The sequence below is a fragment of the Amycolatopsis sp. lyj-23 genome (assembly GCF_046549135.1).
Taxonomy (GTDB): domain Bacteria; phylum Actinomycetota; class Actinomycetes; order Mycobacteriales; family Pseudonocardiaceae; genus Amycolatopsis.
Genome location: NZ_JAJPWN010000001.1, coordinates 266617 through 293277, shown reverse-complemented (window position 1 = coordinate 293277; position 26661 = coordinate 266617). Strand labels below are relative to the sequence as shown.

Below are 26661 nucleotides of genomic sequence, written 5' to 3'. Positions count from 1 at the left end.
AAGGTTTCGTAAATACGCGTGAAGCCCGCCTGGAAGCGGCCGCGATGTCCGGCGTCCGGCCACAGTGGACCGGTAGGGTCCGCTCGTGACTGCCGAGGCGGAGGGGGAGTACGTGAGCCAGGCGGACATTGCGCCGTCGCCCGCGCGTGACGTGGTGCGGCTGGGGCTGGTGATCGGCGCGCTCGGTGTCGTCTTCGGGGACATCGGGACGAGCCCGATCTACACCCTGCAGACGGTGTTCGACCCCGCCGACCCGCACCCGGTGCCCGTGAGCCGCGGGAACGTGTTCGGCGTGGTGTCGCTGATCTTCTGGTCGGTGATGATCATCGTGACCGTCACCTACGTGCTGCTGGCCATGCGCGCCGACAACGACGGCGAGGGCGGCATCATGGCCCTGATCACGCTGCTGCGCCGGTGGGGTGCGCAACGCGGCAAGCGCGCAGCCGTCGTGCTGGCCGGGCTCGGCATCTTCGGCGCCGCACTGTTCTTCGGCGACAGCATGATCACCCCGGCGATCTCCGTGCTGTCCGCGGTCGAGGGCCTCAAGGTCGTCTCGGACGGCCTCGGCGACTGGATCGTCCCGATCACCGCCGCGATCATCGTCGGGCTGTTCCTGGTGCAGCGCCGGGGCACCGCCGCGGTCGGCCGGGTGTTCGGGCCGGTCATGATCGCCTGGTTCGTGACGATCGGCGGCTTCGGCGTGGCCGGCATCGCGGGGCACCCGGACATCCTCGAGGCACTCTCGCCGACCTACGCCATCGGGTTCATGGCCGGGCACTTCGACATCGCGTTCTTCGCGTTGGCCGCGGTCGTGCTGTCGGTGACCGGCGCCGAAGCCCTGTACGCCGACATGGGCCACTTCGGCCGGCGCGCGATCACCCGCGGCTGGCTGCTGCTGGTCCTGCCCGCCTGCGTGCTCAGCTACCTCGGCCAGGGCGCGCTGATCCTCGAGGACCCGGCCAACGTCGGCAGCCCGTTCTTCCTGCTGGTGCCGTCGTGGGGCCGGCTGCCGCTGGTGGTGCTGGCCACGGCGGCGACGGTGATCGCGTCCCAGGCGGTGATCACCGGCGCCTACTCGGTCGCCGCGCAGGCCGCCCAGCTCGGGTACCTGCCGCGGCTGCGGATCGCGCACACGTCGGAAACCGAGCGGGGCCAGATCTACGTCCCGTGGATCAACTGGCTGCTCATGGTTTCGGTGCTCACGCTCGTGTTCGCGTTCCGCAGCTCGGCGGCGCTGGCGTTCGCGTTCGGCATGGCGGTGACCGGCACGATCACGATCACGACGCTGCTGTTCTTCTACATCGCCCGGTCGCGGTGGGGGACGCCCGCCTGGCTGGTCGGCCTCGGCGCGAGCGCGCTGCTGGTGGTGGACCTGCTGTTCGTCGCGGCCAACCTGACCAAGCTGGTGCACGGGGCGTGGCTGCCGCTGCTGATCGGCCTGACGGCGTTCACGATCATGACGACGTGGCAGCGCGGCCGCCGGATCGTCACCGCCGAGCGCGAACGCCGCGAAGGCTCGCTGCCGGAGTTCATCGAGCGGCTGCGGGAAAGCCCGGTGCAGCGGGTCCCGGGGACGGCGGTCTTCCTGAACCGGGGCGGGCAAACCGCGCCCTTGGCCCTGCGCGCCAACGCCGAGCACAACCACGTGCGGCACGAACAGGTCGTCATCCTGTCGCTGGAGACCGAACCGGTCCCGCGGGTGCCGGTCGAGGACCGGGTGACCGTCGCCGACCTGGGCCATCGACCCGGCCCGGACCGAAGGCCGGCTGCAGCTGGACGAGGCGTCGTACTTCCTGTCCAAGATCGAGCTGCAGCGCGGCCCGGAACCGACGATGGCGGGGTGGCGGAAACGGTTGTTCATCGCCACCTCCTACATCACCGCGGACGCGGCGGAGTACTTCGCCCTGCCCCGCGACCGCACGGTCATCATGGGCTCCCACATCGAAGTGTGAGCCCGGGGGAGCGACTTTCGCTCAGGTGATCCGGACGATGACCTGCTCGTTGGCGTAGGAGTACCCCTCGTAACTCACGGACAGGCCGGTGCGCTCGACGCATTCCCGCAACGCCCGGTATTCGTGGTCCTGCCAGCCCGGGAAGTTGAAGAACTCGTCGAACACGAGCACGGAACCCGGTTGCAGGCGCGGGCCGACGAGGTCCAGCACGGTCTTGGCGGAACTGTAGAGGTCCGCGTCGACGTGCACGAAGTCGACCGGTTCGGGATGGGCGGCGAGGAAGCCGGGCAGGGTGTCGGCGAACCAGCCGACGATCAGCTCGGCTCCGGCCACGTCGGGGAGCCTGTCGACGCCGAAGCTGCCCGCCGGGAAGTCGATGCGCCAGTCTTCGGGCAGGCCCTGGAACGAGTCGAAGCCGAAGACGCCGCCGGCGGTCCGTGCCGCGGCGATGATCTTCAACGTCGTGCCGGTGTAGACGCCGAATTCGAGCGCCATGCCGCCGGTGGGGGCCAGGGAAAGCGCGTGTTCGAGTGTCCGGTGTGGATCGTCGAACCGCGGTGCCTCGGGCATGTGGGCGCGGACGAACCCGGCCGATTCGAGGGCGGCTTGCCGGTCGGCCGCGTAGACGACGTCGCGCCGCGTGCGGATTTCGAACTCGATGAGCCGGTCGTAGATCCGCCGGTTCTCCGCCCGGAGTTCGGCGAGCTGCTGTTCCTGCCGTGCCAGCAGCGGCGTGACGGCCTCCGTCACCGTGTCCTTCAGCCGGGTCCGAATCGGTTGCAGCAGTCGGTGCCGCCACGATGCGTGCATTGCGGGAATGATCCTCTCGTCGCCGGGTGGCGAGCGTAGACCATTCGCCGTTGTGTGTCGCGAAATCCGGCGTTCGAGAATTCGGTGCCCACTCAGCGTTCTCTCAGGATCAGCTCGAGGGACCGTTCAGTACGCTGTCCGCCAGGTGGCGGGAAAGGGTGGCGGATGACGCTGGTTCGGCTGGTGGCTGTGCTCGTGCTGGGCGCGGCAGTGGCGTTCACCGCGACAGCTTCCGTGGCCGGCGTCGGCAGGGACGGCGCGGCAGCGCCGGCGCCATCAGCGCCGCCGGTCCCGGAAACCGTCCGGCCGAGCCCCGCGGCTTCGGCACCGGCGCTGGACCGACCGGCCACGGCGGTCGTGACGTCGTCGCCGGCCACCACCCCGTCGCAGCCGTCGCCGTCCACCACCATGCTCGGGAGTTCCGCTGTCCCGACCGGACCGGCGAGACCCGGGAGCGCCCGTGCGCAGGTGGCGGATCCCGCCACCCGGCTCGCCGTCGGCGCCTTGTTCTCCGGCGGCGAGCACTACTGTTCGGCCAGTGTGGTGGACAGTCCGCACGGGAACCTCGTGTTGACGGCCGCACACTGCGTCCACGAGGGCGCCGGGGGCGGCGCCTACTCGGACGTGACGTTCGAACCCGGCTACCACGACGGCATCGCGCCGTTCGGGGCGTGGACCGTCTCGCAGGTCTTCGTCGCTCCCGGCTGGGAATCCGCTTCCGACCCCGATCTCGACTTCGCCTTCCTCACGGTTCGCCAAGACGGCAACCCGGCGACGCTCCAGAGCCTGACGGGAGCCAACCGGCTGGGCATCGACCGCGGCGACCCCGACCCGGTCACGCTCACCGGCTATCCCGACTCGACCGACCTGCCGGTGACCTGCCAGGACACCGCGACCCGGTACTCCGCGAACCAGCTGCAGATCTCCTGCCCCGGATTCCCGCAGGGAACCAGCGGCAGCCCGTGGGTCCTCGACGCCGACCCGGCGACGGATCTCGGCACGGTCATCGGAGTCATCGGCGGTTTCGAGTCCGGCGGCGACGATGACGTCTCCTACAGCAGCTCCTTCGACTCCGACGTCGAAACCCTTTACCGAGCCGCCATCACGGGCTAGGTGCGCGCTCGCTGGCCGGGCCGGGTTCGGGACGGGCCTGCGCGGGTTGCAGCGCGTCGACCGCGTCCGGGCTGAGCCGGTCGGGGTCGTGCAGCAGGGAGCCGACGGCCGACTTGAGGACGGCGAGGATCGGTACGGCCAGCAGGGCACCGGCGATGCCCGCGACCTCCAGCCCGACGGCGATGCCCAGCACGACGGCGAGCGGGTGCAGGCGGACGGCCCGGCCCAGCAGCAGCGGTTGCAGCACGTGGCTTTCCAGCTGCATCACGCCGATGACGACGGCCAGGACGATGATCGCGCCGACGAAGCCGTTGGTGACCAGCGCGACGAGCACCGCGACCGCGCCGGTCGCGACGGCTCCGATGATGGGGATGAACGCGCCGATGAAGATGAGCGCGGCCAGCGGCACCGCGAGGGGGACGCCGACCAGCCAGATGCCGATCCCGATGCAGACCGCGTCCACGCACGCCACGGCGACCGTGGCGCGCACGTAGCTGACCAAGGACGCGAACCCGCGCCGGCAGGCGACGTCGGTGCGGTCGCGGACGTTCCCCGGAACGATCCGCAGCGAGAAGGACCAGATCCGCGCGCCGCTGTAGAGGAAGAAGATCAGCGTGAACAACGTCAGCAGCGCTTCGGTCAGCACGCTTCCGACGGCGGCGGCCGTGGTCAGCGCCCGGCCGGCCAGCTGCGAAGTGTCACCTTGAACGGCCTGCACGGTCTGGTCGAGCAGGTGCTTGATCCGGTCCTGGGACAGGTGCAGCGGTCCGTGCTGCAGCCAGGCGTCGAGGCTCGAGACACCGGCGCCGACCTGGCTCTGCAACTGCGGCAAGGCACCGATGACGGTGGTGATCACGAGCGTGAGCACCCCGGCGACGACCAGCAAGCCCACGACGACGGCGATGACCGTCGCCAGGACGCGGGGCACGTGCCAGCGGACCAACCGGTCGACCAGCGGAGCGAACAACGCGGCGAGCAGCAGGGCCACGCCGACCGGCACCGTGACGGCCGCCAGGTAGCCGCACAACCAGCCGAGGAACCCCACCGCCGCGACCACGACGAGCAGCCGCCAGCCGGCTTCGGCCGCGACCCGCAGGGACCACGGCAGGGCGTCGACCGCCTCGGCACGGTGGTTCGAACGCTTCTGACGGCGCGCCGGCGCCGTTGCTTCCTCGATGGCCATCGCCCTCCTTCGCCGTGCCCGGGGTACCCCGAAGTGGAGGTGTAAGCGCATGGTTTCTCTCAGCGTTCTCACAGCGAGACCTACGACGGGTCGCGGTGGCGTAGATCCGGCTCGCGCATGCCGCTCAGCCCGTGCGCCGCAGCCTTGTCCACAATGGACAGGAGGTCGACGTCGTCGTCGGTGATCTCCAGCAGCCCGGCCGTGCGCACTTGGCCGACCAGCTCGTCGATCTGCGCGATCGGGATCATTCGACCCGGTGTCGTGTACACCGGCGGCACGAAGAAGATCACCGGACACGGCCGCGTCGCGCCCGACGACCGCGAGGTGCGGCTGGTCGTCTCCGGCCCCGCCGCCTCCGACAATCTACACTCGTGTAGAAGTGGAGGGTGAACGCCGGTTGGCAGGAAGGGGGCGTTCGGATGGACGGGGGCGTCATCGACGGTGGCTGGTACCTCGACGTGGCCGGGTTCGCCCGGTCGACGCCGTGGTTGCACGGTTTCTTCGAGGTCTACACCGATGCCGGCTTGGTGCTGCTCGCGGTTCTCGTGGCGGTCGTCTGGTGGCGAGCGCGCGGCGAGCCGGCCGAGGTCATGGCCGCGGTCCTGTGGGTGCCGCTGGGGGTCCTGCTGGCCTACGGGCTGAGCAACCTGGTGAAAGTCCTGGTCCGGGAGCCGCGTCCGTGTCTGCGTTATCCCCGGGTGCCGACCGTCGCGCCGTGCGACTTCGCCACGGACTACTCGTTCCCGAGCAACCACGTCGTGTTCGCCGTCTCGGCGGCGGTCGGGCTGCTGCTGGTCGCCTGGCGCGTCGGCCTGCTCGCGCTCGCCTTGGCCGTGCTCGTTGCGTTTTCGCGGGTTTACCTGGGTGCGCACTACCCGCACGACGTCCTCGCCGGAGTGCTCCTCGGGGCGGCGGTGGCCTGCTGCGGTCTCCTGCTGCGGCGGCCGCTGACCGCGCTCGTCGTCCGGGGGCGCGCCGGTCGGATGTCCCGGCTGGTCGGAACGGTGGAACGAGTTCCTGGTGCTGTTCGCGGGGACCGGTCTGCTGATCGGGTTCTGCCCGCCCGGTGATCCGCTGCTGTTCGCCGACCGGCGGGCGCCGTGTTCAGGCGGCGGTCTCCGGCCCGATCGCGGTGGCGCCGAGGTCGGGCAGCGGCCGGCCGCAGATTTCCTGGGCTTCGGCGGCGGTGAGGCCGAGCATGCGCAGCAGGTCCTCGGTCATCTGGTCGGTCGTGGCGGCGTCGTCGCGCTCGGGCTGCCGGTGCAGCAGGTGGCCGAGGCCGAGCGCGGTCCCTGCGACCGTGACCATGGCGAGTTCGGTGTCGGCCACGGTGAAGCGGCCCGCTCGTACGGCGGCCTCGATGTCGCGGCGGACGCGGGGAGCCAGGCCGCTCTCCGCGGAGGCGAGTTCGAAACCGTGGTGTAGGAGCACCTTGCTGAGTCCGGGGTGCATCCGGTGCAGGCGCCCGGTCAGCCGGAAGCTCTGCGCGAAGACCTGCGCCGGGTCGTCCAGGCCGGTGGTCAGCTCGTCCAGCAGGGCGCCGTGGACGTCGAGGGCGTCCTCGACCGCCGCCTGGGTGATCTCCAGGATCGGCACCGCGGTCTTCCCCAGAAACGTCTGACTGATGACCTGCTTGTAACTGACGATGTCGTCATGGCTCAGCGACTTCCGGCCCCGGTTCGGTGGACGGTACCGGGCCTTGGCTCGTGCAGTGGGCCCGCACGAGGGGCAGGAACACGTCGTCGACGATCGAGCGGACGCGTTCGGCGCCGGGGGGTTGGAGGTCCATGAGCAGGTCGTGGCGCACGAGGTCGAACGGCAAGGCGAGCACGGCAGGCGGAATGCGTTCCGGGTCGAGCTCGCCGCGGGCTGCGGCCTGCCGGTAGATGGTTCGCGTCTGCGGGAGCAGCTGGTCTCCCATGGCCTGCGCGCGGATGTCCGCGGGCGACAGGCCGGTGGCGGCGAGCAGCCCCGAGAACGCCGTGGCCGCCGCGATGGCGAAGAACCCGGCGAGGGAGTCGCCGAGTGCGGTCAAGTAGTGGATCAGGTCGTCGCGCAGGTTGCCGGTGTCGGGCACGGCCACCGGGTGCGTCTTCCGGTACCGGTCGAGGACGGCGAGCACGAGTTCGTCCTTGTTCGCCCAGCGGCGGTAGAGGACCGGCTCGCTGGTGCGGGCGCGCTTGGCGATGGATCCCATGGTCAGGCGCGCGTAGCCGATCTCGGCCAGCTCGTCCCACCCGGCGTCGAGGATGGCGGCTTCGAGCGCCGCGCCACGCCGCCGGGTCGGCGGGGCGGGATCGAGCTCTGGTGCGGCCACCCCGTCATCTTAGAAAGGTTTGCCTTTCTCGCAACTCCCGCTACAGTCTAAGAAAGAGATTCCTTTCTTGCGGGAGATGTGATGAGCGAGCCACGCAATGCCGGAGCGGGTGCCACCACCGTGTTGGTCGTCGGTGCCGGTCCGACCGGCCTCACGCTGGCTGTCGAGCTCGCACGCAGCGGCGTTCCGTTCCGGCTGATCGACGCGGAGCCCGGGCCGCGTCCGGGCTCGCGCGGCAAGGGCGTGCAGCCGCGCACCCTGGAGATCTTCGAGGACCTCGGCATCGCCGGGCGCGTGCTGGCGAACGGCCGGCAGGCCATGCCGATGAACTCGACGGCCCCCGACGGCCGGGTGACGCGCGGCGGTGCGATCCCGGAGTCGCTGGCGAACCGGCCGGACATCCCGTACGCGGCGAGCCTGATCACGCCGCAGTGGCGGGTCGAGGAGGCGCTCCGGCTCCGGCTCGAGGAGCTCGGTGGCTTTGTCGAGTTCGGCACCACGCTGGTCGGCTTCACGCAAACGGGCGACGGCGTCACGGCCGAGGTCGTCACGGACGGCACGGCCACGACCGTCGCCGCGCGGTGGCTCGTCGGTGCCGACGGAGGACACAGCGTCGTCCGCAAGCAGACCGGCGTCGCGTTCGACGGCGAGACCCGCGAGGACGTCCGGATGGTCCTGGCGGATCTTCCGGTTTCCGGCCTCGGCCGGGACGCGTGGGAAACCTGGCGTCACCCGGCCGGCATCCTGAGCCTCTGCCCGCTTCCCTCGACCGGGCTGTTCCAGTACGCCGCCACCCTCGCGCCCGGCGCGAAGGCCCGGCTCGGCCTCGCGGACCTCCAGGCGACCCTGGAGGACAGAACGGGCCGGACCGACATCCGCCTCCGCGAACCCGAGTGGACTTCGGTGTGGCGCGCCAACATCCGCCTGGCCGAGCACTACCGCACCGGGAACGCGTTCCTGGCCGGCGACGCGGCGCACATCCACTCGCCGGCCGGCGGGCAGGGCATGAACACCGGAATCCAGGACGCCCACAACCTCGCCTGGAAATTCGCCGCCGTCGTGAACGACGGTGCCCCACTGGCGCTGCTCGACTCCTACGAGGCCGAGCGCCGCCCGGTCGCCGCGCACGTCCTCGCGCTCTCGAACACGCGCCTGGCCAGGACCATCGAAACCAACGCGGTCCCGATCGACCGCGACGCGAGCACGATCCAGCTCGACGTCGGATACCGCGGATCCGCCCTGGCCCGCGACGACCGCGACGAGCGGGCAACCCTCCGCGCCGGAGACCGCGCCCCGGACGCGACCGGCCTGGCCACCGTCGACGGAGTCCACCGCCTGTTCGACCTGATCGGCCGGGGCCAGTTCACCCTGCTCGACTTCGGCTCCACGACGACGCTTCCCCGAACCGCAGCCCGGGTGCTCCACGTCGTCGCGCAGCCGGCCGCCGAAGGGGAGATCGCGGACCCCGCCGGCCACCTCGCGGCCGCCTACGGTCCGTCCGGCAGAACGCTCGTCTTGATCCGTCCCGACGGCTACATCGGGCTGATCTCCGACGCTGGCAATTTCCGGGCCGTCACGGACTATCTCGCCGCGTTCGGCTGATGCCTCTCACTCGGAAACCGCTGCGCCCCGTCGACTTCGTGCGGTGAGCGATCCCCGGACCGGCTGAAGCCGAGCTCACGGCCGGCGCCGGTGATCACCGCGGTGCGGCCGGTCAGATCCGGGAGGTCGTTTCAGTCCACTTGGTCATGCTCCTGGCCAACGGCCCGCACGAAAGGGCAGGAAGGACATGCCCAGCCACTGATCGGCAGGTCCTGATCGAGCGGTTCCCGGAGGGGTGGGATCACGTCGTGGCGGCTTGGCGGGCTCGGTAGGCCCGCATCTTGTGGCGGGCGCCGCAAACGGACGTCTCGCACCAGCGGCTCACCACGTTGGGGGAGCGGTCGTAGAACGCCCACCGGCAGTCCTCGGCCGCGCAGGCCTTCAGGCGGCGCAGTGATCCGTCGAGGCCGGCCGTCACCACCGCCGCGAGCACGCGGGTGATCGCCGTGTCCAGTGCGGTCGCGTTGTCGCCGGTGAACTGCACCGAGCCGTCCGGCTGGAGCAGGGGGCGGGTGCCGGTGCGGGCCAGTTCGGCGTTGAGCGTGCTCGCCGCGTCCTCCGTGCCGGCCAGCAGCCGGCGCAGGGCCTCGCGGAACCGGCGTACGCGGGTCAGGTCCGCCGGTGTCGGCCGGGCCGGGCACGGCAGTTCCTCGGCCGCCGCCCACGCCAGCAGGCCCGCCGGGGTGGTCAGGTCGTCGCGGTTCTCCAGGAGCTCGCTGGTGTTCACCAAGCTCTGGACCACGCTGAGCGGGGGTGGTGCGGCCGGACGTGGAGTCATGCCGGTCAGGTTACCAGTGACACCGCTTGCTGGTTACCCGAGCGCGGGAACGAGGTGGGTTTACCGGTTTGGAAAAAGAAATCGCGGGTACTGCCGCCGAGGTGGGTTACCAACACAGCCGTCTGTTGGTAACGTTGACGCCAAGGAGGTGAACATCGTGACCGAAACCACCGCTGAGCCGGCCCGGACGCTGCGTCCCGTGCTGCCGGTGGCCGCCGCCGATCTGGCGGACGGCATGGCGTTCGGTGCGCTCGCGGCCTCGGTCGGGATGGGTGTGCTGGCCCCCGTGGCCATGTCGCTGCTGGTCTTCTCCGGCAGCGCCCAGTACGGCGCGGTCGCCGTCATCGCGCAGCACGGGTCGGTCTGGGCCGTGGTGGGCGCGGCGGCCGCGCTCAACGCCCGCTACCTGCTGATGGGCACCACGATCGCCCCCGCGCTGACCGGGTCGCCCTGGTCGCGGGCGGGAACGGCGATGCTGATCACCGACGGCTCGTGGGCGGTCGCCCACCGCGGCGACGGGCGGTACGACCTGCGGACCCTGCGGCTGGCGGGCGCCCTGTGCCTGTGCGGCTGGACCGCGGGAACCGCGCTGGGTGCCGTCCTCGGCGACGCCATCGGCGACCCCGGACGGCTGGGGCTCGACGCCGCCTACCCGGTGTTCTTCCTCGGCCTGCTGCGTTCGCACCTGAAGGACGCGCGCGCCTGGGGCCTGGCGGTGCTGGGTGTCGTCACCGCGGCCGCGCTGGTCTTCTGGGCGCCTCCGGGGATCCCGGTGCTGGTGGCCGGGGCCGCCGGCGGCGTCACCGGGGCGATCCTGGGGGCACGGCGATGACGTACCAGTGGACGATCGTGCTGGCCCTCGGCGTCACCGCGCTCATCCTGCGGGTCGTGGTGCCGCTCGCCGCGGGCGGCCGGGAGCTGCCCACCTGGCTGCGCAACGCGCTCACCTGCGCCACGCCGGCCCTCATCGCCGGGCTGGTCGTCACCCTGCTGTGGCCGTCTTCGGGTGACGTGGTTTCGGTGCGCACGGCCACCGCGCTGGCGGGTGTCGGCGTCGGGATCGTCCTGCTCGCCGGCAAGCGGTCGATCCTCACCGCAATGGTCGGCGCCGCGGTCGTGACCGCGCTGCTTCGGCTGGTTTTCGGCTGATTTCGCCGCGGCGGGCCTGCCGTCGAACGAAAATCGCGGGGTGAAACCGCGCTGATGCGGAAATGAAGCTCCTCCGGCGGAGAAGCTGAATCGGGCGGCAACGGCGGCGATGCTCTTTTGGAGTGACCCGCCTTGTCGTACCGGCCACGGCCGGTGAAGAGGAAAACGTTTACCACCCGCCCGATGGGCGTAGTTTGCCTGCCGCGGGTGGGTGGTAATTCGCCAGTGGGATCACCCTGGCGGGGGAAAAACCGGTCGGCGTGCTCCCTGATTGAACCCGGTCGGAAAGCCAGTAATACAGATCCACCCGCGGTCGGGAACGAGCCGCGGGTGCAGATTGGGGGACGTCGTCGTGAAAGGTGCCGTGCCGGCCGCGAGCAGCCGGCCGCTGGGAGGCCACGTGCCCGGGAACGAATCGGAGCCGCACCACGGAACCGCGGTCGTTCGGAGAGCCGCCGTCCCGCAGCGGAACCACGGTTGGCGTGCGGCGGCCGTCCCCCGGAAGTGCCGCCCGCGCGGGGAAGGGAACACCCGCCCCGGTGCGGGGGCCCGCCCCCGCGCCACTCGCCTGGCCCGGCGGTGATCCGCGCCGTGGACACCGCGTCTCTCACCACTTTCCTGAGCGTGGCCGAGCAGTCGAGCTTCACCAAGGCCGCGAACGACCTGAGCGTCGCCCAGCCGACGGTCACCGCCCGGATCAAGAAACTGGAACGCGACCTCGACTGCGACCTCTTCAACCGCACCGGCGCGCTGATCCGGCTGACCCACGCCGGCCACCGGTTCCGCCGGTACGCGCACAAGATCGTGAAACTGAGCCGGCTGGCGGAGGAAACCGTGCTCGCCGGGACCACGCCCGGTGACGCGCTGACCGTCGGCGCCGACAGCGGGCTGACGTCCTACCGGCTCGTGCCGATCATCGAGTACCTGTACCGGCGGCACCCGGACCTCGCGCTGGAAATCCGGCCGCTGGAGGAAGATCCGTGGAGCCGGATCGGGGATTCCGACGTCGACTGCGCGTTCTTCATCGACGTCTGCGAATCGTCGCCGAAAGCGGAATCGACGTTGCTGTGCCCGGAGCCGCTCGTGGTGGTGACCGGCCAGGACGGCCCGCTCGGCCCCGAGCCCGTGCCGACGCCGCGGCTGGCGAAACAGCCGTTGCTGTGCGCCCACCGCGGCAGCGGGTACCAGCGCCTGTTCGAGCAGACGCTGGAAAACGCGACCGACACCCGGATCCGCGCGCTGTCGTTCGGGTCGATCGACGCGGTGAAGCGCGCGCTGACCGCGGGTCTGGGCATCGCCCTGCTGCCCCGGCTCAGCGTCGCGACGGAGCTGGCCGAGGGCCGGCTGGTCGAGGTGCCGTGGACGGCGCCGTTCCAGGTCTTCACCCAGCTCGCCTGGCACCGCGAGATGCGCACCGACCCGCGCTTTTCGGTCCTGCTCGACGCGGCGGCCCGCGCCACCGCCGAGCAGGTCGCCGACGCGGGGCCGCATCGGGCCCGCCGGACCGCCCTCTGAGGGCTGTTCCGGCCGGTCCGGCCGCCAGAGTGGCTCTCAGGTGCCCGGCCTACCTGCGCCCACGGTTGTGGCGCCCGAGTCAGCGTGGTCGCCGTAGCGAGAGGGTCGATTCGCGTTCCTGAAGGGTCGGCTCGCGTCCCCAGAGGGTCGGTTTGCGTCCCTGGAGGGTCGGTTCACTTCCCTGGCGGGGCGTCTCGCGCTCGTGAAGGGTCGATTCGCGTTTCTGAAGGGTCGGCTCGCGTTGCTGGAGGGTCGGCTTGCGTTCCCAGAGGGTCGGCTTGCGTGCCCAGAGGGTCGGCTTGCGTGCCCAGAGGGTCGGCTTGCGTGCCCAGAGGGTCGGTTCGCGGATGACCTGATGTTTGCCGGGACGCAGTTCCCGCGAGTCGGCAGAACGTGCGTGGCCCGGGCCGGTGCATCCGCCCGGGCCGCGTTGCGTCGCGGCTACCGGTGAGCGCGAAGGCGCCCGGCCCCTCCACCCGCGGAACGGGTCGAGGGGCCGGGCGCCGGTGTTCCTCAAGCTCCGAGCGGGTACTGCTCCCGTCCGTAGAGCACCGTCGGAGCCTCGTTCGTGTCGTGCAGCCACACGACCCGGCCGACGACGACCGTGTGGTCCAGCAGGGTTGCGGTGTCGCCCACCTCGCAGACCAGTGCCACTCCCGAGGCGGACAGCACCGGGATGCGGCGCTCGGGCCGCCACGGCACGCCGGCGAAGCGCTCGGCCGGGCTGCCGACGGCGAACTTGCGGGTCAGCTCGCGCTGCGCCCAGGACAGCGTGTTGACGGCGAACCGGCCGGTGTCGAGGATCGCCGCCAGCGTGCGGCTGCGGGTGGCCAGCGACACCAGGACGCTCGGCGTGTCCGCCGACAGCGACATGACGGCGTTGGCCGTGCACCCGACGGGGTCGTCGCCGTCGATCGTGGTGAGGACGGTGACCCCGGTCGGCAGCTTCGCGATGGCTTGGCGGAAGCCGTCACAGGACACGAGCCCGTCCACCGCCGTCGGCGGTGCGGTCACGTTCGTGGTTGTCATGATCTTCCCTTCCGGGGCGGTGGTGGTCATCCGCGCTGCCCGATCGCGTCCGCGGTGAGTGCCGAGCGGTCGATCTTGCCGTTGACGTTCAGCGGCAGCGTGTCCAGCACGCTGAGCCGCCGGGGCACCATGTACCCGGGCAGCCGGTCCGCGACGGCGGTGAGCAGCGGGTCGCTCTCGAGGCCCCGGCCCGTGCACACGGCTTCCAGTTCGGTGGTGCCGCCGCTGCCGGGCAGCGCGAGCACGATCGCGTCACGCACCCCGTCCTGCTCGCGCAGCACGGCTTCGATCTCGCCGAGCTCGACGCGGTAACCCTGCACCTTGACCTGCTGGTCCGACCGTCCCAAGTGGACGAGCGCGCCGTCCTGCCAGCAGACGCGGTCCCCGGTGCGGTACCAGGCGGAGTCGTCGAGCTCGTCACCCGCGCGGTGCGGCCGCGCGCTCTCGTCGCCCGGGCCGAAGTGGTAGAACCGGCCTTCGTTCGCGGCCGGGTCGAGGTAGCCGGGGAACCGCTGCGGTCCGCGCGCGCAGAGTTCGCCTTCCACGGCCGGGCGGCCCTGGTCGTTGAGCACGAGGTGGCTGACGCTGGGGTGCGGCTGCCCGATCGGCACGGTCCCGTTGGCGGTGTCCGGCCAGTCCGCCGGGTCGGCCGGCAGCCGGAACTGCGCGCAGCTGATGGTCAGTTCCGTGGGGCCGTACAGGTTCTCCATGACACCGCCGGGCGCCGCCCGCTGCCACGCCCGCGCCTGCTGCGTGGTCAGCGGTTCCCCGCAGAACAGGCTCCAGCGCAGCGACGGCATGCTGCCCGGCCGCAGGCTGCGCAGCCGCTGGGCGTAGGACACCATCGACGGCACCGCGAACCAGTGGGTGAGTTCCTTCTCCGCGACGAACCGGACCGGTGCCAGCAGGTCCTCGCGGCTGGGGACCACGAGCGTCGCGCCACCGCTCCAGGCCGTGAACATGTCGAACACCGACAGGTCGAAGGTCAGGTCGAAGGTCTGGGAGACGCGGCTGCCCGGCGCCATGCCGTACCGCGGCACGACGTGGCCGAGGTAGGCGCAGACGTTGCGGTGCCGGATCGGGACGCCCTTGGGCCGCCCGGTCGAGCCGGAGGTGAACAGGATGTAGGCCAGCTCCCCGGGCTGCGCCGCCGGCGGCGGGCGCCGGGCGCCGTCCTCGGTCATGACGAGTTCCGGCACGCCGAGGCCGGCGGGTGCTTCGGTGAGCACCAGGTCGAGCTCGGCCGCCTCGGCGATCATCCGGTTGCGGTCGTCGGGGAAGGCCGGGTTCAGCGGCACGACGGTGCTGCCGAGCCGTTGCGCGGCCAGGTAGCCGGCGTAGGTGAGCACACTGCGCTCGGCCAGCACGCCGATCCGGGCGGGCACCGCCCCGGCGGCGTCGGCGGCCTCGGCGGCGATGTGCCCGGCGAGGTCCTGCAGTTCGGTGTAGGTGAGGGTCCGCGTCCCGACTTCGAGCGCGGGGGCGTCGGCGTGCTTGGCGGCCGACGCCGCGAACCACTGGTACAGGGTTTCCATCGTTCTCATGCCTCCCGGTCACGGCCGGCGGTGGTCTTGTCGTTGGTGTGCAACAGGTCTTCGAACGTCCGCTCCAGCAGTCCGCGCCGGGGCCTGCCCCGGGCGGCGGACGCCGCGGCGAACCGGACGACCTTGGGCAGCTCGCCCCAGCTGACCGCGGCCGCGGCGGCTTCGTCGGCGCCGATCTCGCCGTTGGCGGCGAGCACGTCGAGCCGGTAGGTGTAGTGCCGGCTCGCCGCCCACAGGTCGTCGCCGTAGCGGGCGGCGGCGGTCTCGTCCTCGGCCAGCACCTTGCTGACGCGCTCGAGCACCTCGGGCAGGACGCACGCCCAGCCGCCGGGATCGGGCGCGGCGGGAGCGTCGCCGGTGGTGCGCGCCAGCCAGCGGAACCGGTCGGCGTGCACCGGTTCGACGGCGGCCCCGAGCGCGTGGCGGTCGCGGTTGGCGATCTCCGCCGGCCACGGCGTGTGCGGGGCCAGCGCGCGCTCCAGCGTGGTGTCGTCCAGCCAGCCGAGGAAGGGTTCCTGCGCGCCGAGCGGGGTCAGCGCGTGGAAGTGGTCGGCCACCAGCCACCGGTCGTCGCGCCGGCCGAGCAGCAGCAGCCAGTGCGGCGAGTGCGCGGTCTCGGACGCGGGCGACCAGGGCAGGTGGAAGGTGTCGGCGACGGCCAGCACCCGGCCCGAGCGGGCGAGTTCGGCCTCGAGGTGGCCGGCGGCCGCCGGCCAGTCCTCGGCGCCGCGGTAGCCCAGCGGTCCGGGCGGCCCGGTGTCGTCGACGCGGGTGTGCTGCGAGAACACGAGGCCGCAGTCGTCGGACCGGACGGCCAGCCGCACGGCGTGCGCCAGCCGGGTCTTCACACCCGGGTCGTCGGGTTCGAGGTAGGCCACCAGGTTGGTGGTGTAGCAACTGAGTTCCGGGACTACGTCCGGAGCGTCGATCAGGTGCACGTTGGCCTCCGTGGTCGGGGAAGGTCCGGTGGGTGGAAGGCGCAGCTGAGCGGCACCGGGGAGAGGTGGCGCAGGCTGAGCCAGGTGAAGCCGCCCCAGTGCCCGGACAGCGCGCCCGGGGGGACGTCGATCGCCCACGGCCGCCCGGCGAGCCCGGTGCCGGCGGCCTTGACGCAGGCCTCCTGCACGGTCCACACCCAGGCGAACTCGTTCGCCCGCCGGGCCCGTGGCAGGGTGGCGACGGCTGGGGCGTGCGGGCCGAGACACCGGCGCAGGGTCGAGTCGGCCAGGTCGGCCGGGGGCAGCTGGACGTCGACGCCGACGTCCCCGTGCGCGCAGACGGCCGCCGCGATCCGGTCGCCGTCGTGGGAGATCGTGATCCCGGGCAGCGCAGGGTCGAGGCCGAGGCGCGGCTTCCCGGCGGGGTCGGTGCGGATCGGCAGCGCGGCCAGCTCGGGCCGGACGCGCCGCAGCAGCCGCCGCAGGAGGTGCCGCCCGGCGAGGAACTCCCCGCGGCACCACCCCGGCCGGGTCCGGGCGTCGGCGGCGTCCCGGCCGAGGGCGGGCGGATCGCCGAGCTCGGCGCGGTGGGCGGAGGCGACCCAGACACCGGGCGCGATCTCGGTGCCGTCGATGGTCACGTCCGCGAACCCGGCACTCTCCCGGGGAAGTGCCGCCTCGGTGGTCATGCGCGCAGTTCCGTCAGGAGTGCCTCGGCGTCGTCCGCGACCGCGCCGAGCATCAGCTCGGTCACCCCGCCGCCGATGCCGAACACCGCCGCTTCCGCGCGCAGCAGCTGGAGACCGTCGTCGGCGAAGCCGTCCGCGCCCCGCCAGCGCGCGCAGCGCGACAGCACGTCGTCGGCCGTGAGGCCGACCGCCGCCTTCAGCACCGCCCCGCTGGTCAGGTCGTGGTCCTCCACCACCCGCTCGCCCAGTGCCTCGTACAGTGCGCGCAGGGCGCGCACCCTGACCAGGCAGGCCGCGAACTCCTGGCGGACGGATTCGTGGTCCCACAGCGAGCGCCCGTCGATCTCGCGCCGGGTCAGCGCCGCCCGGGTCTGCGCCAGGACGCGGCTGGTCAGCGCGGTCGCCCACTGGGCGCCCGCGAGCCGTTCGGTGCCCATGTGCCGGGCGAACAGCGCCAGCCCGCGGCCCGGCCGGCCCAGCACCGCCGACGGCGGCAGCCGCACGCCGGAGAACTCGACGTGGCCGATACCGGCGCCCGGGAGCAGGGTCGTCGCCGCGGGCGTGACCCGGACCCCGGGGGTGTCCGCCGGGACCAGGACCCAGGTGAACGCCGTGAAGTGGCGGCCGGGCCGGTGCCGGGCCAGCACCAGGAAGTACGCCGCGCGGGTCGCCGTGGTCACCCAGCGCTTCGCGCCTTCGACCCGGACGACGTCCTCGCCGATCTCGACCTCGGTGCCCAGCCCGGTGAGGTCGGAGCCGGCCGCCGCGGCGTCGGTGGCCGCCAGCGCGACCTCGCACTCGCCGTCGGCGACCCGGTCGAACTCCGGCCCGGTCGCGGTGGCCAGGATCGGCAGCGCGCTCGCCGACTGCACCAGCACGCTCAACGTGACGCCGTTGTCGCCGCGGGCATCGACCGCGCGCAGGGTGGCGCCGAGCCGCCCGGGGTCGGCGACCAGGCCGGTCGCGGTGCGCCGGCGGTACTGCTCCCGCAGCACCCCGGCGGCACCGAGCCGCTGCCACACCCGCGCACCACCGGCGTCGGAGTCCACAGTGGACAGCAGGTCGCCGTCCAGGACGGCTGCCTCAGGCAAAGCGCACCTCCTGGTCGAGCAGGGTGAGCCGGCCGTCGGCGAGGTGCAGCCGGTCGTTGCTGTAGTTCAGCACCGCCGAGCGCAGGTCCCGCAGCGACTGCTCCAGCCGCGTCGGGGAATCCCGCAGGTAGCCGTGGCGCATCCCGACGGCGTCGACGAGCTCGTCGACCGCGCGGTAGCACTCCTCGGCCGCGGTGATCTTCACGGCGTTGATCAGCAGCTGCACCTTGGGCGCACTGAGGTCCGCGGTGGTTTCGACGACCTCGCGGGCGTGGCCGATCAGCGCGTGCACGGTGTCCAGCCGCTGGCGCGACCGCGACAGCCGGGTGAGCAGCAGCTCCGAGCTCAGGTCCGTCCGGCCGCGGCTGCCGCGCAGCGCGCGGATCACCCGGGACAGCGCCCCGGCCGCGGTGCCCAGCCAGCAGGACGCCCAGCCGAGGTGGGCCAGCGGCCCGAACACCGTGGTGACGATGGTGTGGAAGTCCCCGTGGCGCCCGACGACCTGGTGGGCGGGCAGCCGCCCGCGCAGCCGCAGGGCGCCGCTGTCGCTGGCGCGCATGCCCAGCGGGTCCCACCCGCCCGCCTCCTCGATCTCCACCTGGTCGCGGGCGGCGTAGACCAGCGACACCTGGTTGTCCGCCTCGGCGTCCGGGGAGCGCATCGTGATCAGGAACCCGTCGGCGTGCTTGCCCCCGGTGACGATCGGGGCGAAGCGGTCGACGAGCAGCTCGCCGTCGCGCCAGGCCGCGGCGGACTCCGCGGTCAGCAGGTGCCCGCCCTTGCCCGCCTCGGTGGTGACCGAGCCGAGGTAGAGCCGGCCCGCGGCGATCTCGGGCAGCAGTTCCGCACGCAGCCTGCCGTCGGCGTGCGCGAGCACGGCGGCGACCTGCTGGCAGTGCATGGCGAAGATCATCGCCAGGGACATGTCGGTCCGGCCCAGCTCGGTGCTGATCTCGAGCACGTCGGCCAGCGAGCCGCCGAGGCCGCCGTCCTCGGCGGGCACCAGCAGGCCCAGCAGGCCGGTGGCGCGCAGTTCGTCGAGCGCCGCCACCGGGAACGCGGCCGTGGCGTCGGCCTCGCGGACCTGCTCCTCGGCGACCTTGGTGACGCGCCCGGCGAGTTCGGCGAGCGTGGCGGTCACGACGACACCCCCTGGCGCTCCAGCTGGGTGCGCACGGCGGTCCACAGGGTCGCGCCGGTGGCGAAGGTGGCGTCGGTGATGTCCTCGTCCGGCAGCGAAATGCCGAAGACGTCCTCGATCTCGAACAGCACGTTGATCGACTGCATCGAGTCGAGCCCGCGCTCGCGCAGCGAGTCGTCGGGGCCGAGCTCGCGGCCGTTGAGGAACTTGAGGAACGGGGTGAGCAGTTCGGTCATGCGGGGGTCCATCGGTTCACTCCTCTTCGTTGTGGTCAGTGGTCCTGACCAGTTCCACGCGGGAGGTCCGCGCGGGGGTGCCGGGGCGGTCGCCGTCGACGACGACCTCAGCCGGCAGGGGGTGTCCCAGGAAGGCGACGAGGCTGGCGCACAGCCCGTAGGCGCCGACGTTCGGCACCGTCACCCGGTCGCCGGGACTCAGTTCGGGCAGGGCCGCGTTGCGGGTCCAGGTGTCCAGCGGCGTGCACAGCGGGCCGGCGACCAGCGCGTCGAGCACCGGCGGCCCGGCCGGGCCGAGCACGTGCGGTGACAGCGGGGGCAGCCGCCGCATGCCCGACATGCCACCGAGGTGGTTGATGCCGGACTCGAGCACGACGATGTCCTTGCCCTGCGACCGCTTGACGTCCAGCACCGCGGTGACGAGGATCCCCGCCGTGCCGACCAGGTACCGGCCGGACTCGAACACGACCTCCGGGCCCTGCTCGCGCCAGCCCGGCAGCTTTTCGGCGAGCAGGTCGTCGAGCCCTTCGCGCAGGCCGGGCAGCTCGCTCGCGGTGCCTTCCTTCGCGAAGGGAGCACCGAAGCCGCCGCCGAGGTCCAACGTCCGGAAGCGGACGCCGTGCGGGGCCAGGGCCTCCCGCAGCCGGGCGGCGGTGTCCAGCGCCCGGCGGAACTGCCCGATCAGGTCGTCGACCTCGGTCAGGTTGGTGCCCATGTACAGGTGCAGCCCGGACGCCTCGGCGTGCGCACCCCCGGCGAACCGGGCGGGCTCGGCGAGGATCCAGCCGGTGTCGGCGCCGAACTGCGACGGCACCCCGGTCATCGCCAGGCCCTGGCCCGGCACCGGCTGGTCGTCGTTGACGCGCAGCAGGTAGCGGGCCCGGACGCCGGCCTCGCCGGCGAGCCGGTCGAGCTGGCCGATCGCGTACGGGGAGTCCACGGAGAACTCCCGCACCCCGGCCCGCAGCGCGGCGGCGATCTCGGCGTCCCGCTTCGCCGGCCCGGTGTAGAGCACCTGGCCGCCGGACCAGCCGGCGTCGAGCGCGGCCCGCAGCTCGCCGGAGGAGCAGACCTCCGGCCGGGCCCCGGCTTCGCGCAGGGTGGCCAGCACGTCCGGGTGCGGGTTGGCCTTGAGCGAGTACAGCAGCCCGGTGCCCTCGGGCAGGGCGCCGTCGAGCCGCCGGTGGTTGCGGCGGACCTCGGCGAGGTCGTAGACGTAGGCGGGGGTCGGGACGCCGGCGAGGTCCGCGGTCACCGCCGGGCGGTCAGCGAGCGCTTCCACTCGACGCCTCCTCCACGATCGAGGCCAGCGCCTTGCGGTCGACCTTTCCGTTGCCCGTCAGCGGAAGCGCCTCCACGCGCAGGCAGCTGCCCGGGATCTTGAACTCCTCGATCCGGGTGCGCATCCCGTCGAGCACGCCTTCGGCGGCCAGCTCGCCGGTGACGAACAGCCAGGCCGGGCGGGTGTCCTTCGGGACCAGCACGGCGGCTTCGCGCACGCCGGGCACGCCGCGTGCGGCGGTCTCGACTTCCGTGGCGCTGACGCGGAACCCGCGCTCCTTGTAGATGTCGTCGCGGCGGCCGTCGAAGTAGAGGTAGCCCTCCTCGTCGAGCCGGCCGTAGTCGCCGGTGCGCAGCTCCGGGAACAGCCCGTCCACCCGCGGGAACTTCTGCGCGGTCAGCTCCGGCCGACGCCAGTACCCGGCCATCACGTTCGGGCCGCGCACGACGATCTCGCCGACTTCGCCGGCCGGCAGCCGCGCGCCGGACTCGTCGATGACGAACACCTCGGTGCCCGGCAGCGCCCGGCCGCTGGAGCCGGGCCGGTCCAGGTCGCCGTCCACCGGCATGATGGTGGCGCGCTTGCATTCGGTGAGCCCGAACATCAGCTGCACCCGCAGGCCCGGGATGGCCGCGCGCAGCGATTCCAGCGTGCCGGTGGGCATCGCCGCCCCGGTGTTGGTGAGCAGCCGCAGGGCCGGGGCGGGCTTCGGGCGCCGCCGCAGCAGCGCGCTGAGCGCCTCGGCGACGGCCGGGACGGCGGGCAGCACGGTCGCGTTCGCCCGCACCAGGTTGCGCACCAGCGACGGGCCGACCTCGGTGGGTGCGCCCAGCACCAGGTTCGACCCCGCCGTGACCGACAGGAACACCTGGTAGAGCCCGTAGTCGAAGGACAGCGGCAGCGGGCTGTAGACGACGTCGTCGGTGCGGTACACCAGCACCGACGCGATCGCCGCGGTGGCGAACAGCAGTTGCTGGTGGGTGCTGACCACGGCCTTGGGCAGCGACGTCGTGCCCGAGGTGTAGATCAGGCACACCGGGTCGACCGGCAGCGGGGGAGCGGGCAGGGCGACGTCTTCGCCCGGCCCGGCGGCGAGGTCCTCCACCGAGGCCGACGGGACGCCGGCCGCGTCGGCCGAGCGCCGCACGTCTTCGTCGCCGGTCACCACCAGCACCGGCTCGGAATCGGCCAGCACGTGGTCGAGGCTGCTGCCGCGGACTTGTTCGTGCAGCAGGGAAAACGCGACCCCGGCGCGGGCGGCGCCGAAGACCACGGCGGGCAGCAGCGTGCTCGCCGGCGCGTTGATCAGCAGCCGGTCCCCGCGGCGGGCACCGCGGGCGGCCAGCGACGCGGCCACCCGCTGCGCGGCGGCAGCCAGTTCGCCGTAGGTCACCGACGCGTCCCGGCAGGTCAGCGCGGTCCGGTTCGGCCACAGCCGGGCGGCGTGGTCGAGCAGTTCGTGGAGCACCCGTGGGGAGTGGGTCATCGTGATCCTCCTGCGTCCAGGACGGCGCGGCAGAGGCCGTCGACGTGGGTGAGCTTTTCCGGGACCAGGTCCTCGGCGGCGAATTCGACACCCAGGTCGTGTTCGATCCGCTCGACGATCTCCATCATGCGGAAGGAGCTGAACCCCGGGATGTCGCCGAGCGTGCGGTCGCCCGCGGCGGGCCCGGCGCCCAGCACGGTCTTGATCACCGCGGAGACGGACTCGCGCACTTGCGCCGGGACCTCGCCGCGGTCCACTTCGGACTTCGTGACCGGGGTGGGTGCGTCGAACGCCGTGTGGTCGGCGGCGAGGCAGTCGGCGAGCCTGCCGAACACCGAGCGGGGTTCGTCCCGGCCCGCGGCCACCCGGCGGGCGGCCACGTAGACCTGCTTGGCGAGCGCGTCCCACTCGGCCAGGTGCGCGCGGACCGCCTCGGTGTCCGCGCCCATCGCGGCGGCGTGCAGCCGTCGGCTGCGGGTGAGCAGCCAGGTCTGCAGCGTCAGTCCCCGCAGTGCCCGCACCCGGTCCGGGAAGTCGGCGTACGCCGAGACGTACGTACCGGCATCGGCCAGCTGCACGAGCGGCGTGCGCTCGGCCGGGCGGTCCGCGGCGGCGAGGCCGAACGTCAGCGCGCCGTCGGGCAGGGCTTCGGCGAGTTCCGCGTGGCCGAGCGGCCACCGGCCCGGGCGGGCCGCACCCCACTGCGTGTCGTTGTGGTAGCCGTCGACGACGGTGAAGCCGTCGCCGTCCGGCTCGACCAGGAAGCTGTGCTGCAGGTGCTCCTTGCCGTGGTAGGGGACCCAGGGCAGGTGGTAGGCGTCCGCCACCGCGTAGCAGCCGGGACCGGCTTGGAGCTCGGCCACGGAGGCGACCCGTGCCCGGCGGGTGACGCGCAGGCCCAGCAGGTCGGCGGCTTCGGCCACCTGCGAGTCGACCTGCGGCTCGACGGTGGGCAGGCCGTCCGCGCCCGGCCGCGGCCAGAAGCGCAGGACGCGGCCCATCGCCAGGTGGGTGCCGTCGCCGTGCAGGCGGTCGGCGAGCTCGGCCAGGTTCACCTGGACGCAGTCGAGCAGGCGGTGGTCCAGTGCGTCAGACATGACGACCACTCCCCGCGACCGCCAGCCCGGGAACCGGCTGCAGCCGGTCCATCGCCGTCACCAGCGCCTGTTCGACCGGCGGCTCGCTGCTGAGCTCGCCGTCGAGCAGCTGCTGGTAGGCGGCCAGGTCCAGGTAGCCGTGCCCGCTCACGCAGGCGACGACACCGCGGGACGACCCGCCCCCGGCGGCCAGCCGCGCGGCCACGGCCAGCGCGTGCCCGGACTCCGGCGCGGGCAGCACCATCTCGGCGCGGGTGAACGCCTGCCCGGCTTCCAGCGCCTCGACCTGCCCGACGGCCTGGGCCGTGACCTGGTCGCGGTGCCGCATGGCGGAAATGACCTTCGCGGCGCCGTGGAAGCGCAGGCCGGCCGAGTGCGAGTCGGGGATCGGGTAGGAGCTGCCGATCGTGTACATCGCCTCCATCGGGCTGACCCCGGTGGCGTCGGTCTTGTCGTAGGCGTAGACGCCCCGGGTGAGCTTCGGTGTGGAGGCCGACTCCGCGGCGACCAGCCGCGGGCACTCCGTGCCCGTCGCGGCGGCCTCGGCGAAGAACGGCAGGGCGATCCCGCCGAAGTTCGAGCCCGCCCCGACGCAGCCGACGACGGAGTCCACAGTGGCCTCCAGCCCGGCGAGCTGCTCGATGGTCTCCAGGCCGATCACGGACTGGTGCAGGATGCTGTAGGTCTCGCCGCTGCCGATGCAGAACGCGGCCCCTTCGGTGCGCCCGGCGTACTCGACGGCTTCGCCGATGGCCAGTGCGAGGCTGTTCACCCCGCCGCCGGTGCGGGCGGCCACCTCGGTCAGCTCGCTCGGGCTGGCGTGCACGGTGGCGCCGAGGCTGCGCATCAGCGTGCCCCGGTAGGGCTTCTTCTGCAGGCTCGTGCCGACCATGAAGACCCGGCAGCGCAGCCCGAACATCGCGCAGGCGGCGGCGAGCGCGGTGCCCCACTGCCCGGCCCCGGTCCCGGTGACCAGCTCCTTCACCCCGGCCTTGGCGTAGTAGTACGCCTGCGCCAGCGCGGTGTTCAGCTTGTGGCTGCCGGAGATGTTGCCGCCCTCGTACTTGACGTAGATCGGCACCCGGGCGCCGACGGCCTCTTCGAACCGGCGGGCCCGCCACAGCGGCGTGGGCCGGAAGCTGCGGTAGGTGTCGAGCACCTCGGCGGGGATGTCCCAGAACTCCCGGTTCTGGGACGACTGGCGCACCAGCGCGAACGGCAGGTTGACCGACACACCGGTGTCCGAGCCGCCCGCGGGCGCCTCCGGGCTGCGGTCGGGCGGCAGCGGCTCGTCCAGGTGCGGCAGCACGCTGCGCCAGCTCGTGGGCAGGTTGACGGCGGTCATCACAGCTCCTCCGTTTCGCGGGCGCCTTCGGCGACGACGTCGACGAGGTCGTCGACGGTCCGGAAGGTGCGGCCGACGAAGAGGTCGTCGGGCAGGGTCACGTCGAGGGTGTCCTCGAGGTGCACCAGCATCCCGACGAACCCGAGCGAGTTGATGCGCAGCAGGTCGCCGTTGAGCGGTTCGTCGCCGGGGATCTCCTCCGGTGCCAGCGAAAGCCGGGATTCGGCGATCACCACGCGTTTCACCGAGTCGGTGACGGTCGTGCGGTCGGGTCCGGTCATCGTTGCCCTCCAAGGGGTTCAGCGGTTCGGTTGCGTTGTCCGGTCAGGAATTCGTCGAGGTGGGCCAGCACGGCCGGAAGCGCTTTCCGGCCGAACACGTCGAAGTGGCCGCAGTCCAGTTCGCGGGTCCGCAGCCGCGCGGACAACCGGGTCCAGCGCTCGACCTGGGTCCTGCGGTGCGGGCTCGCGCACGCCATCAGCAGCGCGGGCCCGGGGTGCGCGCTGGTCACCCGGTGCCGGCCCGACGCGGTGACGTGGGCGTGCGCGGTGGCTTCGGCCCACGGCTGGTCGCGGTGGGCGACCCGGGCGTGCACCGACCGCATGATCCGGCCGACGACGTCGTCGCGCTGGGCCGCGGTGCGGAACTCGTCCCGGCGGGTGAAGCTGTCGATCATCACGACCGCGGGAGCCGGTCCGGTCGCGGCGAGCCGCGCGCCGAGCTCCCAGGCGAGTACCCCGCCCATGGACCAGCCCACCAGCAGGTCCGGGCGGCGCGGCAGGCCGGCCAGCAGCGGCAGGTACCGCTCGGTCATCGCGTCGATCGCGGTGTCGGGCCGCTCGCCGGTGAAGAGGCCGCGGGCGCGGATGCCGCTCACCCCGCCGCGGCGGGCCAGCCGGACGGCCAGCGGGGTGTACGGGCTCAGGCCGCCACCGCCGGGGTGCACGAGCACCGCGTGCGGGGCGTGCGGGGCCTGCGGCCGCCGGCTGAGCGGCAGCAGCAGCGGCGGCGCGGACGCGGGCGCGGTCATCAGCTCGCCTCGCGCAGCCGGCCGTGCGCCTCGACCACCCAGCAGTGGTTCACCAGCGCGGCCAGCGTGATCGGCCCGCGGGCGTGCAGCCTGCTGGTGCTGATCGCGATCTCCGAGCCCAGTTCCAGGGTGGGACCGTCGTTGAGGCGCAGAGAACCGTTGACCACGATGGTGGCCGCGTCCACCCGGTCGGTGAACGCCCCGGTGACCGCGGGGTCGGTGGCGGCGATCGCCTCGCTGTGCCCGGAGCCGTACCGCTGGATGAACTCGACCGCCTCGTCGGGCGAGTCGACGGCCACGACACCGATGGTGCTGTCGAGGAACTCCCGGCCGAAGTCGTGCTCTCCCAACGGTTCCACCCGCCACTGCCCGGCGCTTTCGGGCCGCCGGATGCCTTCGCCGACGCGGACGGTCAACGGACGGCCGTCGCGGCGGGCGCCCTCGAGCAGCGCGGCCACGAACTCGTCGGCCACCGGCCGGTCGACCAGCGCGATCTCCAGCGAAGTGCACCCCGCCGGAGCGGGCAGCTTGCTGTCCAGCGCGATCGCGACCGCCTGGGCCGGGTCGGCGCTCGAGTGCACGTAGAGGTGGTTGACCCCGCCGCCGCTGGCCAGCACCGGGATGGTGCTCGCCCGGTGGCAGTAGTCGACGAGGGACGGGCTGCCGCGGGGGATGAGCACGTCGATCGCGTCCGGACGGCGCAGCAGCTCCCGCAGCAGCGCGCGGCCGGGGTCGTCCAGCACGGTGACCAGCCCGGTGGGTAGCCCGGCGTCGGCCAGCGCGGCGGTGACGACGGTGCCGAGTTCGGCGTTGGTCCGCGCGATCTCCTTGCCACCGCGCAGGATCACGGCGTTGCCGGCCGCGACGTTGAGCAGGGCGCCCTCGACGGTGACCGTCGGGCGGGCTTCGAAGATCATCAGCACCACGCCCAGCGGCCGCGGTACGCGGTGCCGCACGCCCCAGTCGCCGATCGGCGTGCCCGGCGGGCGGCGGGTGAGTTCGCGCAGTTCGCCGGCGACCGTCGAGGTCAGGGCGGTCAGGTCGGCCAGGTGGTCCGGGGTCAGCCGGAGCCGGTCGACGAGCACGTCGGGCAGGCCTTGTTCCCGCGCCCGTTCGACATCGGCGTCGTTCGCCACGCGGATCCGCGGCCACGCCGCGCCCAGCCGGCGGGCCAGCGCGGTGCAGAACCGGCCGTACGCCTCGGTGCCGAGCGGCGGTGCCGCCACGGTCGCCGCACGGGCGGCGTCGATGATCTTGTCCGTCATTTTTTCCCCGTCCCGAACCGGTTTTTCGGCCACGGCGGCGCCGCGGCGATTCCGGTGATTTCCCCCGTC

At 72.7% G+C, this 26661-nt stretch carries 27 protein-coding genes and 1 pseudogene; 8 read left to right on the top strand and 20 right to left on the bottom strand.

Annotated elements, in window-relative coordinates; genetic code table 11:
* Window positions 1-85: 85 nt before the first annotated feature.
* Both ACLJPY_RS01340 and ACLJPY_RS01335 read left to right on the top strand, forming a co-directional pair.
* Window positions 86-1681, top strand: a pseudogene (locus ACLJPY_RS01340) (potassium transporter Kup); the annotation flags it as partial.
* Between the two features lie 58 nt (window positions 1682-1739).
* Complete coding sequence (locus ACLJPY_RS01335; protein WP_410586436.1) at window positions 1740-1952, top strand: KUP/HAK/KT family potassium transporter; 213 nt, start codon at window positions 1740-1742, stop codon at window positions 1950-1952.
* Between the two features lie 21 nt (window positions 1953-1973).
* Here the strand turns inward: ACLJPY_RS01335 and ACLJPY_RS01330 are convergent, their stop codons facing one another.
* Complete coding sequence (locus ACLJPY_RS01330) at window positions 1974-2702, bottom strand: class I SAM-dependent methyltransferase (RefSeq protein ID WP_410586108.1); 729 nt, start codon at window positions 2700-2702, stop codon at window positions 1974-1976.
* A gap of 225 nt (window positions 2703-2927) precedes the next feature.
* On the opposite strand from ACLJPY_RS01330, the gene ACLJPY_RS01325 reads away from it, so the two are divergent.
* Window positions 2928-3875 (top strand): trypsin-like peptidase domain-containing protein, encoded by a 948-nt coding sequence (locus tag ACLJPY_RS01325; RefSeq protein WP_410586107.1) that lies wholly within the window; start codon window positions 2928-2930, stop codon window positions 3873-3875.
* Here ACLJPY_RS01325 and ACLJPY_RS01320 read toward each other — a convergent pair.
* Entirely contained in the window at window positions 3865-5058 is a 1194-nt protein-coding gene (locus ACLJPY_RS01320) for an AI-2E family transporter (RefSeq protein ID WP_410586106.1), read from the bottom strand. The genes ACLJPY_RS01325 and ACLJPY_RS01320 overlap by 11 nt on opposite strands.
* An 80-nt stretch (window positions 5059-5138) precedes the next feature.
* Window positions 5139-5420, bottom strand: coding sequence for a hypothetical protein (locus ACLJPY_RS01315; protein WP_410586105.1), 282 nt, complete (start codon window positions 5418-5420; stop codon window positions 5139-5141).
* A gap of 57 nt (window positions 5421-5477) precedes the next feature.
* On the opposite strand from ACLJPY_RS01315, the gene ACLJPY_RS01310 reads away from it, so the two are divergent.
* Complete coding sequence (locus ACLJPY_RS01310) at window positions 5478-6128, top strand: phosphatase PAP2 family protein (RefSeq protein WP_410586104.1); 651 nt, start codon at window positions 5478-5480, stop codon at window positions 6126-6128.
* A 34-nt stretch (window positions 6129-6162) separates the two neighbouring features.
* On the opposite strand, the gene ACLJPY_RS01305 is transcribed toward ACLJPY_RS01310, so the two are convergent.
* Both ACLJPY_RS01305 and ACLJPY_RS01300 read right to left on the bottom strand, forming a co-directional pair.
* Window positions 6163-6654 carry a hypothetical protein gene (locus ACLJPY_RS01305; RefSeq protein ID WP_410586103.1) on the bottom strand — a complete coding sequence of 164 codons (492 nt, stop codon included), beginning with the start codon at window positions 6652-6654 and terminating at the stop codon, window positions 6163-6165.
* A gap of 55 nt (window positions 6655-6709) precedes the next feature.
* On the bottom strand, window positions 6710-7375 hold the full coding sequence (locus ACLJPY_RS01300; protein ID WP_410586102.1) for a TetR/AcrR family transcriptional regulator: 666 nt from the start codon (window positions 7373-7375) through the stop codon (window positions 6710-6712).
* Window positions 7376-7456: 81 nt separating this feature from the next.
* Here ACLJPY_RS01300 and ACLJPY_RS01295 point away from each other — a divergent pair, with 81 nt between their 5' ends.
* Window positions 7457-8977: an FAD-dependent oxidoreductase gene (locus ACLJPY_RS01295; RefSeq protein ID WP_410586101.1), complete on the top strand. Its 1521-nt coding sequence runs from the start codon at window positions 7457-7459 to the stop codon at window positions 8975-8977.
* Between the two features lie 241 nt (window positions 8978-9218).
* On the opposite strand, the gene ACLJPY_RS01290 is transcribed toward ACLJPY_RS01295, so the two are convergent.
* A complete protein-coding gene (locus tag ACLJPY_RS01290) occupies window positions 9219-9755 on the bottom strand; it encodes a CGNR zinc finger domain-containing protein (protein ID WP_410586100.1) in 537 nt (178 codons plus the stop codon).
* 157 nt (window positions 9756-9912) lie between these two features.
* On the opposite strand from ACLJPY_RS01290, the gene ACLJPY_RS01285 reads away from it, so the two are divergent.
* From ACLJPY_RS01285 to ACLJPY_RS01275, 3 genes are all read left to right on the top strand, one after another.
* Window positions 9913-10587 carry an AzlC family ABC transporter permease gene (locus tag ACLJPY_RS01285; protein ID WP_410586099.1) on the top strand — a complete coding sequence of 225 codons (675 nt, stop codon included), beginning with the start codon at window positions 9913-9915 and terminating at the stop codon, window positions 10585-10587.
* Window positions 10584-10904, top strand: a complete 321-nt coding sequence (locus ACLJPY_RS01280) for an AzlD domain-containing protein (protein WP_410586098.1) — start codon at window positions 10584-10586, stop codon at window positions 10902-10904. The genes ACLJPY_RS01285 and ACLJPY_RS01280 overlap by 4 nt, the downstream gene beginning before the upstream one ends.
* A 591-nt stretch (window positions 10905-11495) precedes the next feature.
* Window positions 11496-12419 (top strand): LysR family transcriptional regulator, encoded by a 924-nt coding sequence (locus tag ACLJPY_RS01275; protein ID WP_410586097.1) that lies wholly within the window; start codon window positions 11496-11498, stop codon window positions 12417-12419.
* Window positions 12420-12932: 513 nt separating this feature from the next.
* Here the strand turns inward: ACLJPY_RS01275 and ACLJPY_RS01270 are convergent.
* From ACLJPY_RS01270 to ACLJPY_RS01205, 14 genes are read right to left on the bottom strand one after another with little or no spacing between them, the layout of a single operon-like run.
* Entirely contained in the window at window positions 12933-13478 is a 546-nt protein-coding gene (locus ACLJPY_RS01270; RefSeq protein ID WP_410586096.1) for a flavin reductase family protein, read from the bottom strand.
* Window positions 13475-14983, bottom strand: coding sequence for an amino acid adenylation domain-containing protein (locus tag ACLJPY_RS01265; protein ID WP_410586435.1), 1509 nt, complete (start codon window positions 14981-14983; stop codon window positions 13475-13477). Before ACLJPY_RS01265 ends, ACLJPY_RS01270 begins: the two co-directional genes overlap by 4 nt.
* Window positions 14984-14988: 5 nt before the next feature.
* Window positions 14989-15930 (bottom strand): hypothetical protein, encoded by a 942-nt coding sequence (locus tag ACLJPY_RS01260; RefSeq protein ID WP_410586095.1) that lies wholly within the window; start codon window positions 15928-15930, stop codon window positions 14989-14991.
* A complete protein-coding gene (locus ACLJPY_RS01255) occupies window positions 15921-16619 on the bottom strand; it encodes a 4'-phosphopantetheinyl transferase family protein (RefSeq protein ID WP_410586094.1) in 699 nt (232 codons plus the stop codon). Before ACLJPY_RS01255 ends, ACLJPY_RS01260 begins: the two co-directional genes overlap by 10 nt.
* The gene (locus ACLJPY_RS01250) at window positions 16616-17710 is read right to left on the bottom strand and encodes an acyl-CoA dehydrogenase family protein (RefSeq protein ID WP_410586093.1); all 1095 of its coding nucleotides are present in this window, start codon (window positions 17708-17710) and stop codon (window positions 16616-16618) included. Before ACLJPY_RS01250 ends, ACLJPY_RS01255 begins: the two co-directional genes overlap by 4 nt.
* The gene (locus ACLJPY_RS01245; protein ID WP_410586092.1) at window positions 17703-18851 is read right to left on the bottom strand and encodes an acyl-CoA dehydrogenase family protein; all 1149 of its coding nucleotides are present in this window, start codon (window positions 18849-18851) and stop codon (window positions 17703-17705) included. Before ACLJPY_RS01245 ends, ACLJPY_RS01250 begins: the two co-directional genes overlap by 8 nt.
* Window positions 18848-19099 carry a phosphopantetheine-binding protein gene (locus ACLJPY_RS01240; RefSeq protein ID WP_410586091.1) on the bottom strand — a complete coding sequence of 84 codons (252 nt, stop codon included), beginning with the start codon at window positions 19097-19099 and terminating at the stop codon, window positions 18848-18850. Before ACLJPY_RS01240 ends, ACLJPY_RS01245 begins: the two co-directional genes overlap by 4 nt.
* A gap of 4 nt (window positions 19100-19103) precedes the next feature.
* A complete protein-coding gene (locus ACLJPY_RS01235) occupies window positions 19104-20369 on the bottom strand; it encodes a type III PLP-dependent enzyme (RefSeq protein WP_410586090.1) in 1266 nt (421 codons plus the stop codon).
* Window positions 20353-21855, bottom strand: a complete 1503-nt coding sequence (locus ACLJPY_RS01230) for a class I adenylate-forming enzyme family protein (protein ID WP_410586089.1) — start codon at window positions 21853-21855, stop codon at window positions 20353-20355. The genes ACLJPY_RS01235 and ACLJPY_RS01230 overlap by 17 nt, the downstream gene beginning before the upstream one ends.
* Window positions 21852-22952, bottom strand: a complete 1101-nt coding sequence (locus ACLJPY_RS01225) for an acyl carrier protein (RefSeq protein ID WP_410586088.1) — start codon at window positions 22950-22952, stop codon at window positions 21852-21854. The genes ACLJPY_RS01230 and ACLJPY_RS01225 overlap by 4 nt, the downstream gene beginning before the upstream one ends.
* Complete coding sequence (locus ACLJPY_RS01220) at window positions 22945-24297, bottom strand: TrpB-like pyridoxal phosphate-dependent enzyme (RefSeq protein ID WP_410586087.1); 1353 nt, start codon at window positions 24295-24297, stop codon at window positions 22945-22947. Before ACLJPY_RS01220 ends, ACLJPY_RS01225 begins: the two co-directional genes overlap by 8 nt.
* Window positions 24297-24578, bottom strand: a complete 282-nt coding sequence (locus ACLJPY_RS01215) for an acyl carrier protein (protein ID WP_410586086.1) — start codon at window positions 24576-24578, stop codon at window positions 24297-24299. The genes ACLJPY_RS01220 and ACLJPY_RS01215 overlap by 1 nt, the downstream gene beginning before the upstream one ends.
* A complete protein-coding gene (locus ACLJPY_RS01210) occupies window positions 24575-25327 on the bottom strand; it encodes an alpha/beta fold hydrolase (protein WP_410586085.1) in 753 nt (250 codons plus the stop codon). The genes ACLJPY_RS01215 and ACLJPY_RS01210 overlap by 4 nt, the downstream gene beginning before the upstream one ends.
* Window positions 25327-26592, bottom strand: a complete 1266-nt coding sequence (locus ACLJPY_RS01205) for a glutamate-5-semialdehyde dehydrogenase (protein WP_410586084.1) — start codon at window positions 26590-26592, stop codon at window positions 25327-25329. The genes ACLJPY_RS01210 and ACLJPY_RS01205 overlap by 1 nt, the downstream gene beginning before the upstream one ends.
* Between the last annotated feature and the right edge of the window lie 69 nt (window positions 26593-26661).

Excerpts from the sequence above, each read along its gene's own strand:
- ACLJPY_RS01325 (WP_410586107.1), top strand. The coding sequence starts at position 2,928 with ATGACGCTGGTTCGGCTGGTGGCTGTGCTCGTGCTGGGCGCGGCAGTG.
- ACLJPY_RS01320 (WP_410586106.1), bottom strand. The coding sequence starts at position 5,058 with ATGGCCATCGAGGAAGCAACGGCGCCGGCGCGCCGTCAGAAGCGTTCG.
- ACLJPY_RS01310 (WP_410586104.1), top strand. The coding sequence starts at position 5,478 with ATGGACGGGGGCGTCATCGACGGTGGCTGGTACCTCGACGTGGCCGGG.
- ACLJPY_RS01295 (WP_410586101.1), top strand. The coding sequence starts at position 7,457 with ATGAGCGAGCCACGCAATGCCGGAGCGGGTGCCACCACCGTGTTGGTC.
- ACLJPY_RS01290 (WP_410586100.1), bottom strand. The coding sequence starts at position 9,755 with ATGACTCCACGTCCGGCCGCACCACCCCCGCTCAGCGTGGTCCAGAGC.
- ACLJPY_RS01280 (WP_410586098.1), top strand. The coding sequence starts at position 10,584 with ATGACGTACCAGTGGACGATCGTGCTGGCCCTCGGCGTCACCGCGCTC.
- ACLJPY_RS01270 (WP_410586096.1), bottom strand. The coding sequence starts at position 13,478 with ATGACCACCACCGCCCCGGAAGGGAAGATCATGACAACCACGAACGTG.
- ACLJPY_RS01265 (WP_410586435.1), bottom strand. The coding sequence starts at position 14,983 with ATGGAAACCCTGTACCAGTGGTTCGCGGCGTCGGCCGCCAAGCACGCC.
- ACLJPY_RS01255 (WP_410586094.1), bottom strand. The coding sequence starts at position 16,619 with ATGACCACCGAGGCGGCACTTCCCCGGGAGAGTGCCGGGTTCGCGGAC.
- ACLJPY_RS01240 (WP_410586091.1), bottom strand. The coding sequence starts at position 19,099 with ATGGACCCCCGCATGACCGAACTGCTCACCCCGTTCCTCAAGTTCCTC.
- ACLJPY_RS01230 (WP_410586089.1), bottom strand. The coding sequence starts at position 21,855 with ATGACCCACTCCCCACGGGTGCTCCACGAACTGCTCGACCACGCCGCC.
- ACLJPY_RS01225 (WP_410586088.1), bottom strand. The coding sequence starts at position 22,952 with ATGTCTGACGCACTGGACCACCGCCTGCTCGACTGCGTCCAGGTGAAC.
- ACLJPY_RS01220 (WP_410586087.1), bottom strand. The coding sequence starts at position 24,297 with ATGACCGCCGTCAACCTGCCCACGAGCTGGCGCAGCGTGCTGCCGCAC.
- ACLJPY_RS01215 (WP_410586086.1), bottom strand. The coding sequence starts at position 24,578 with ATGACCGGACCCGACCGCACGACCGTCACCGACTCGGTGAAACGCGTG.
- ACLJPY_RS01210 (WP_410586085.1), bottom strand. The coding sequence starts at position 25,327 with ATGACCGCGCCCGCGTCCGCGCCGCCGCTGCTGCTGCCGCTCAGCCGG.
- ACLJPY_RS01205 (WP_410586084.1), bottom strand. The coding sequence starts at position 26,592 with ATGACGGACAAGATCATCGACGCCGCCCGTGCGGCGACCGTGGCGGCA.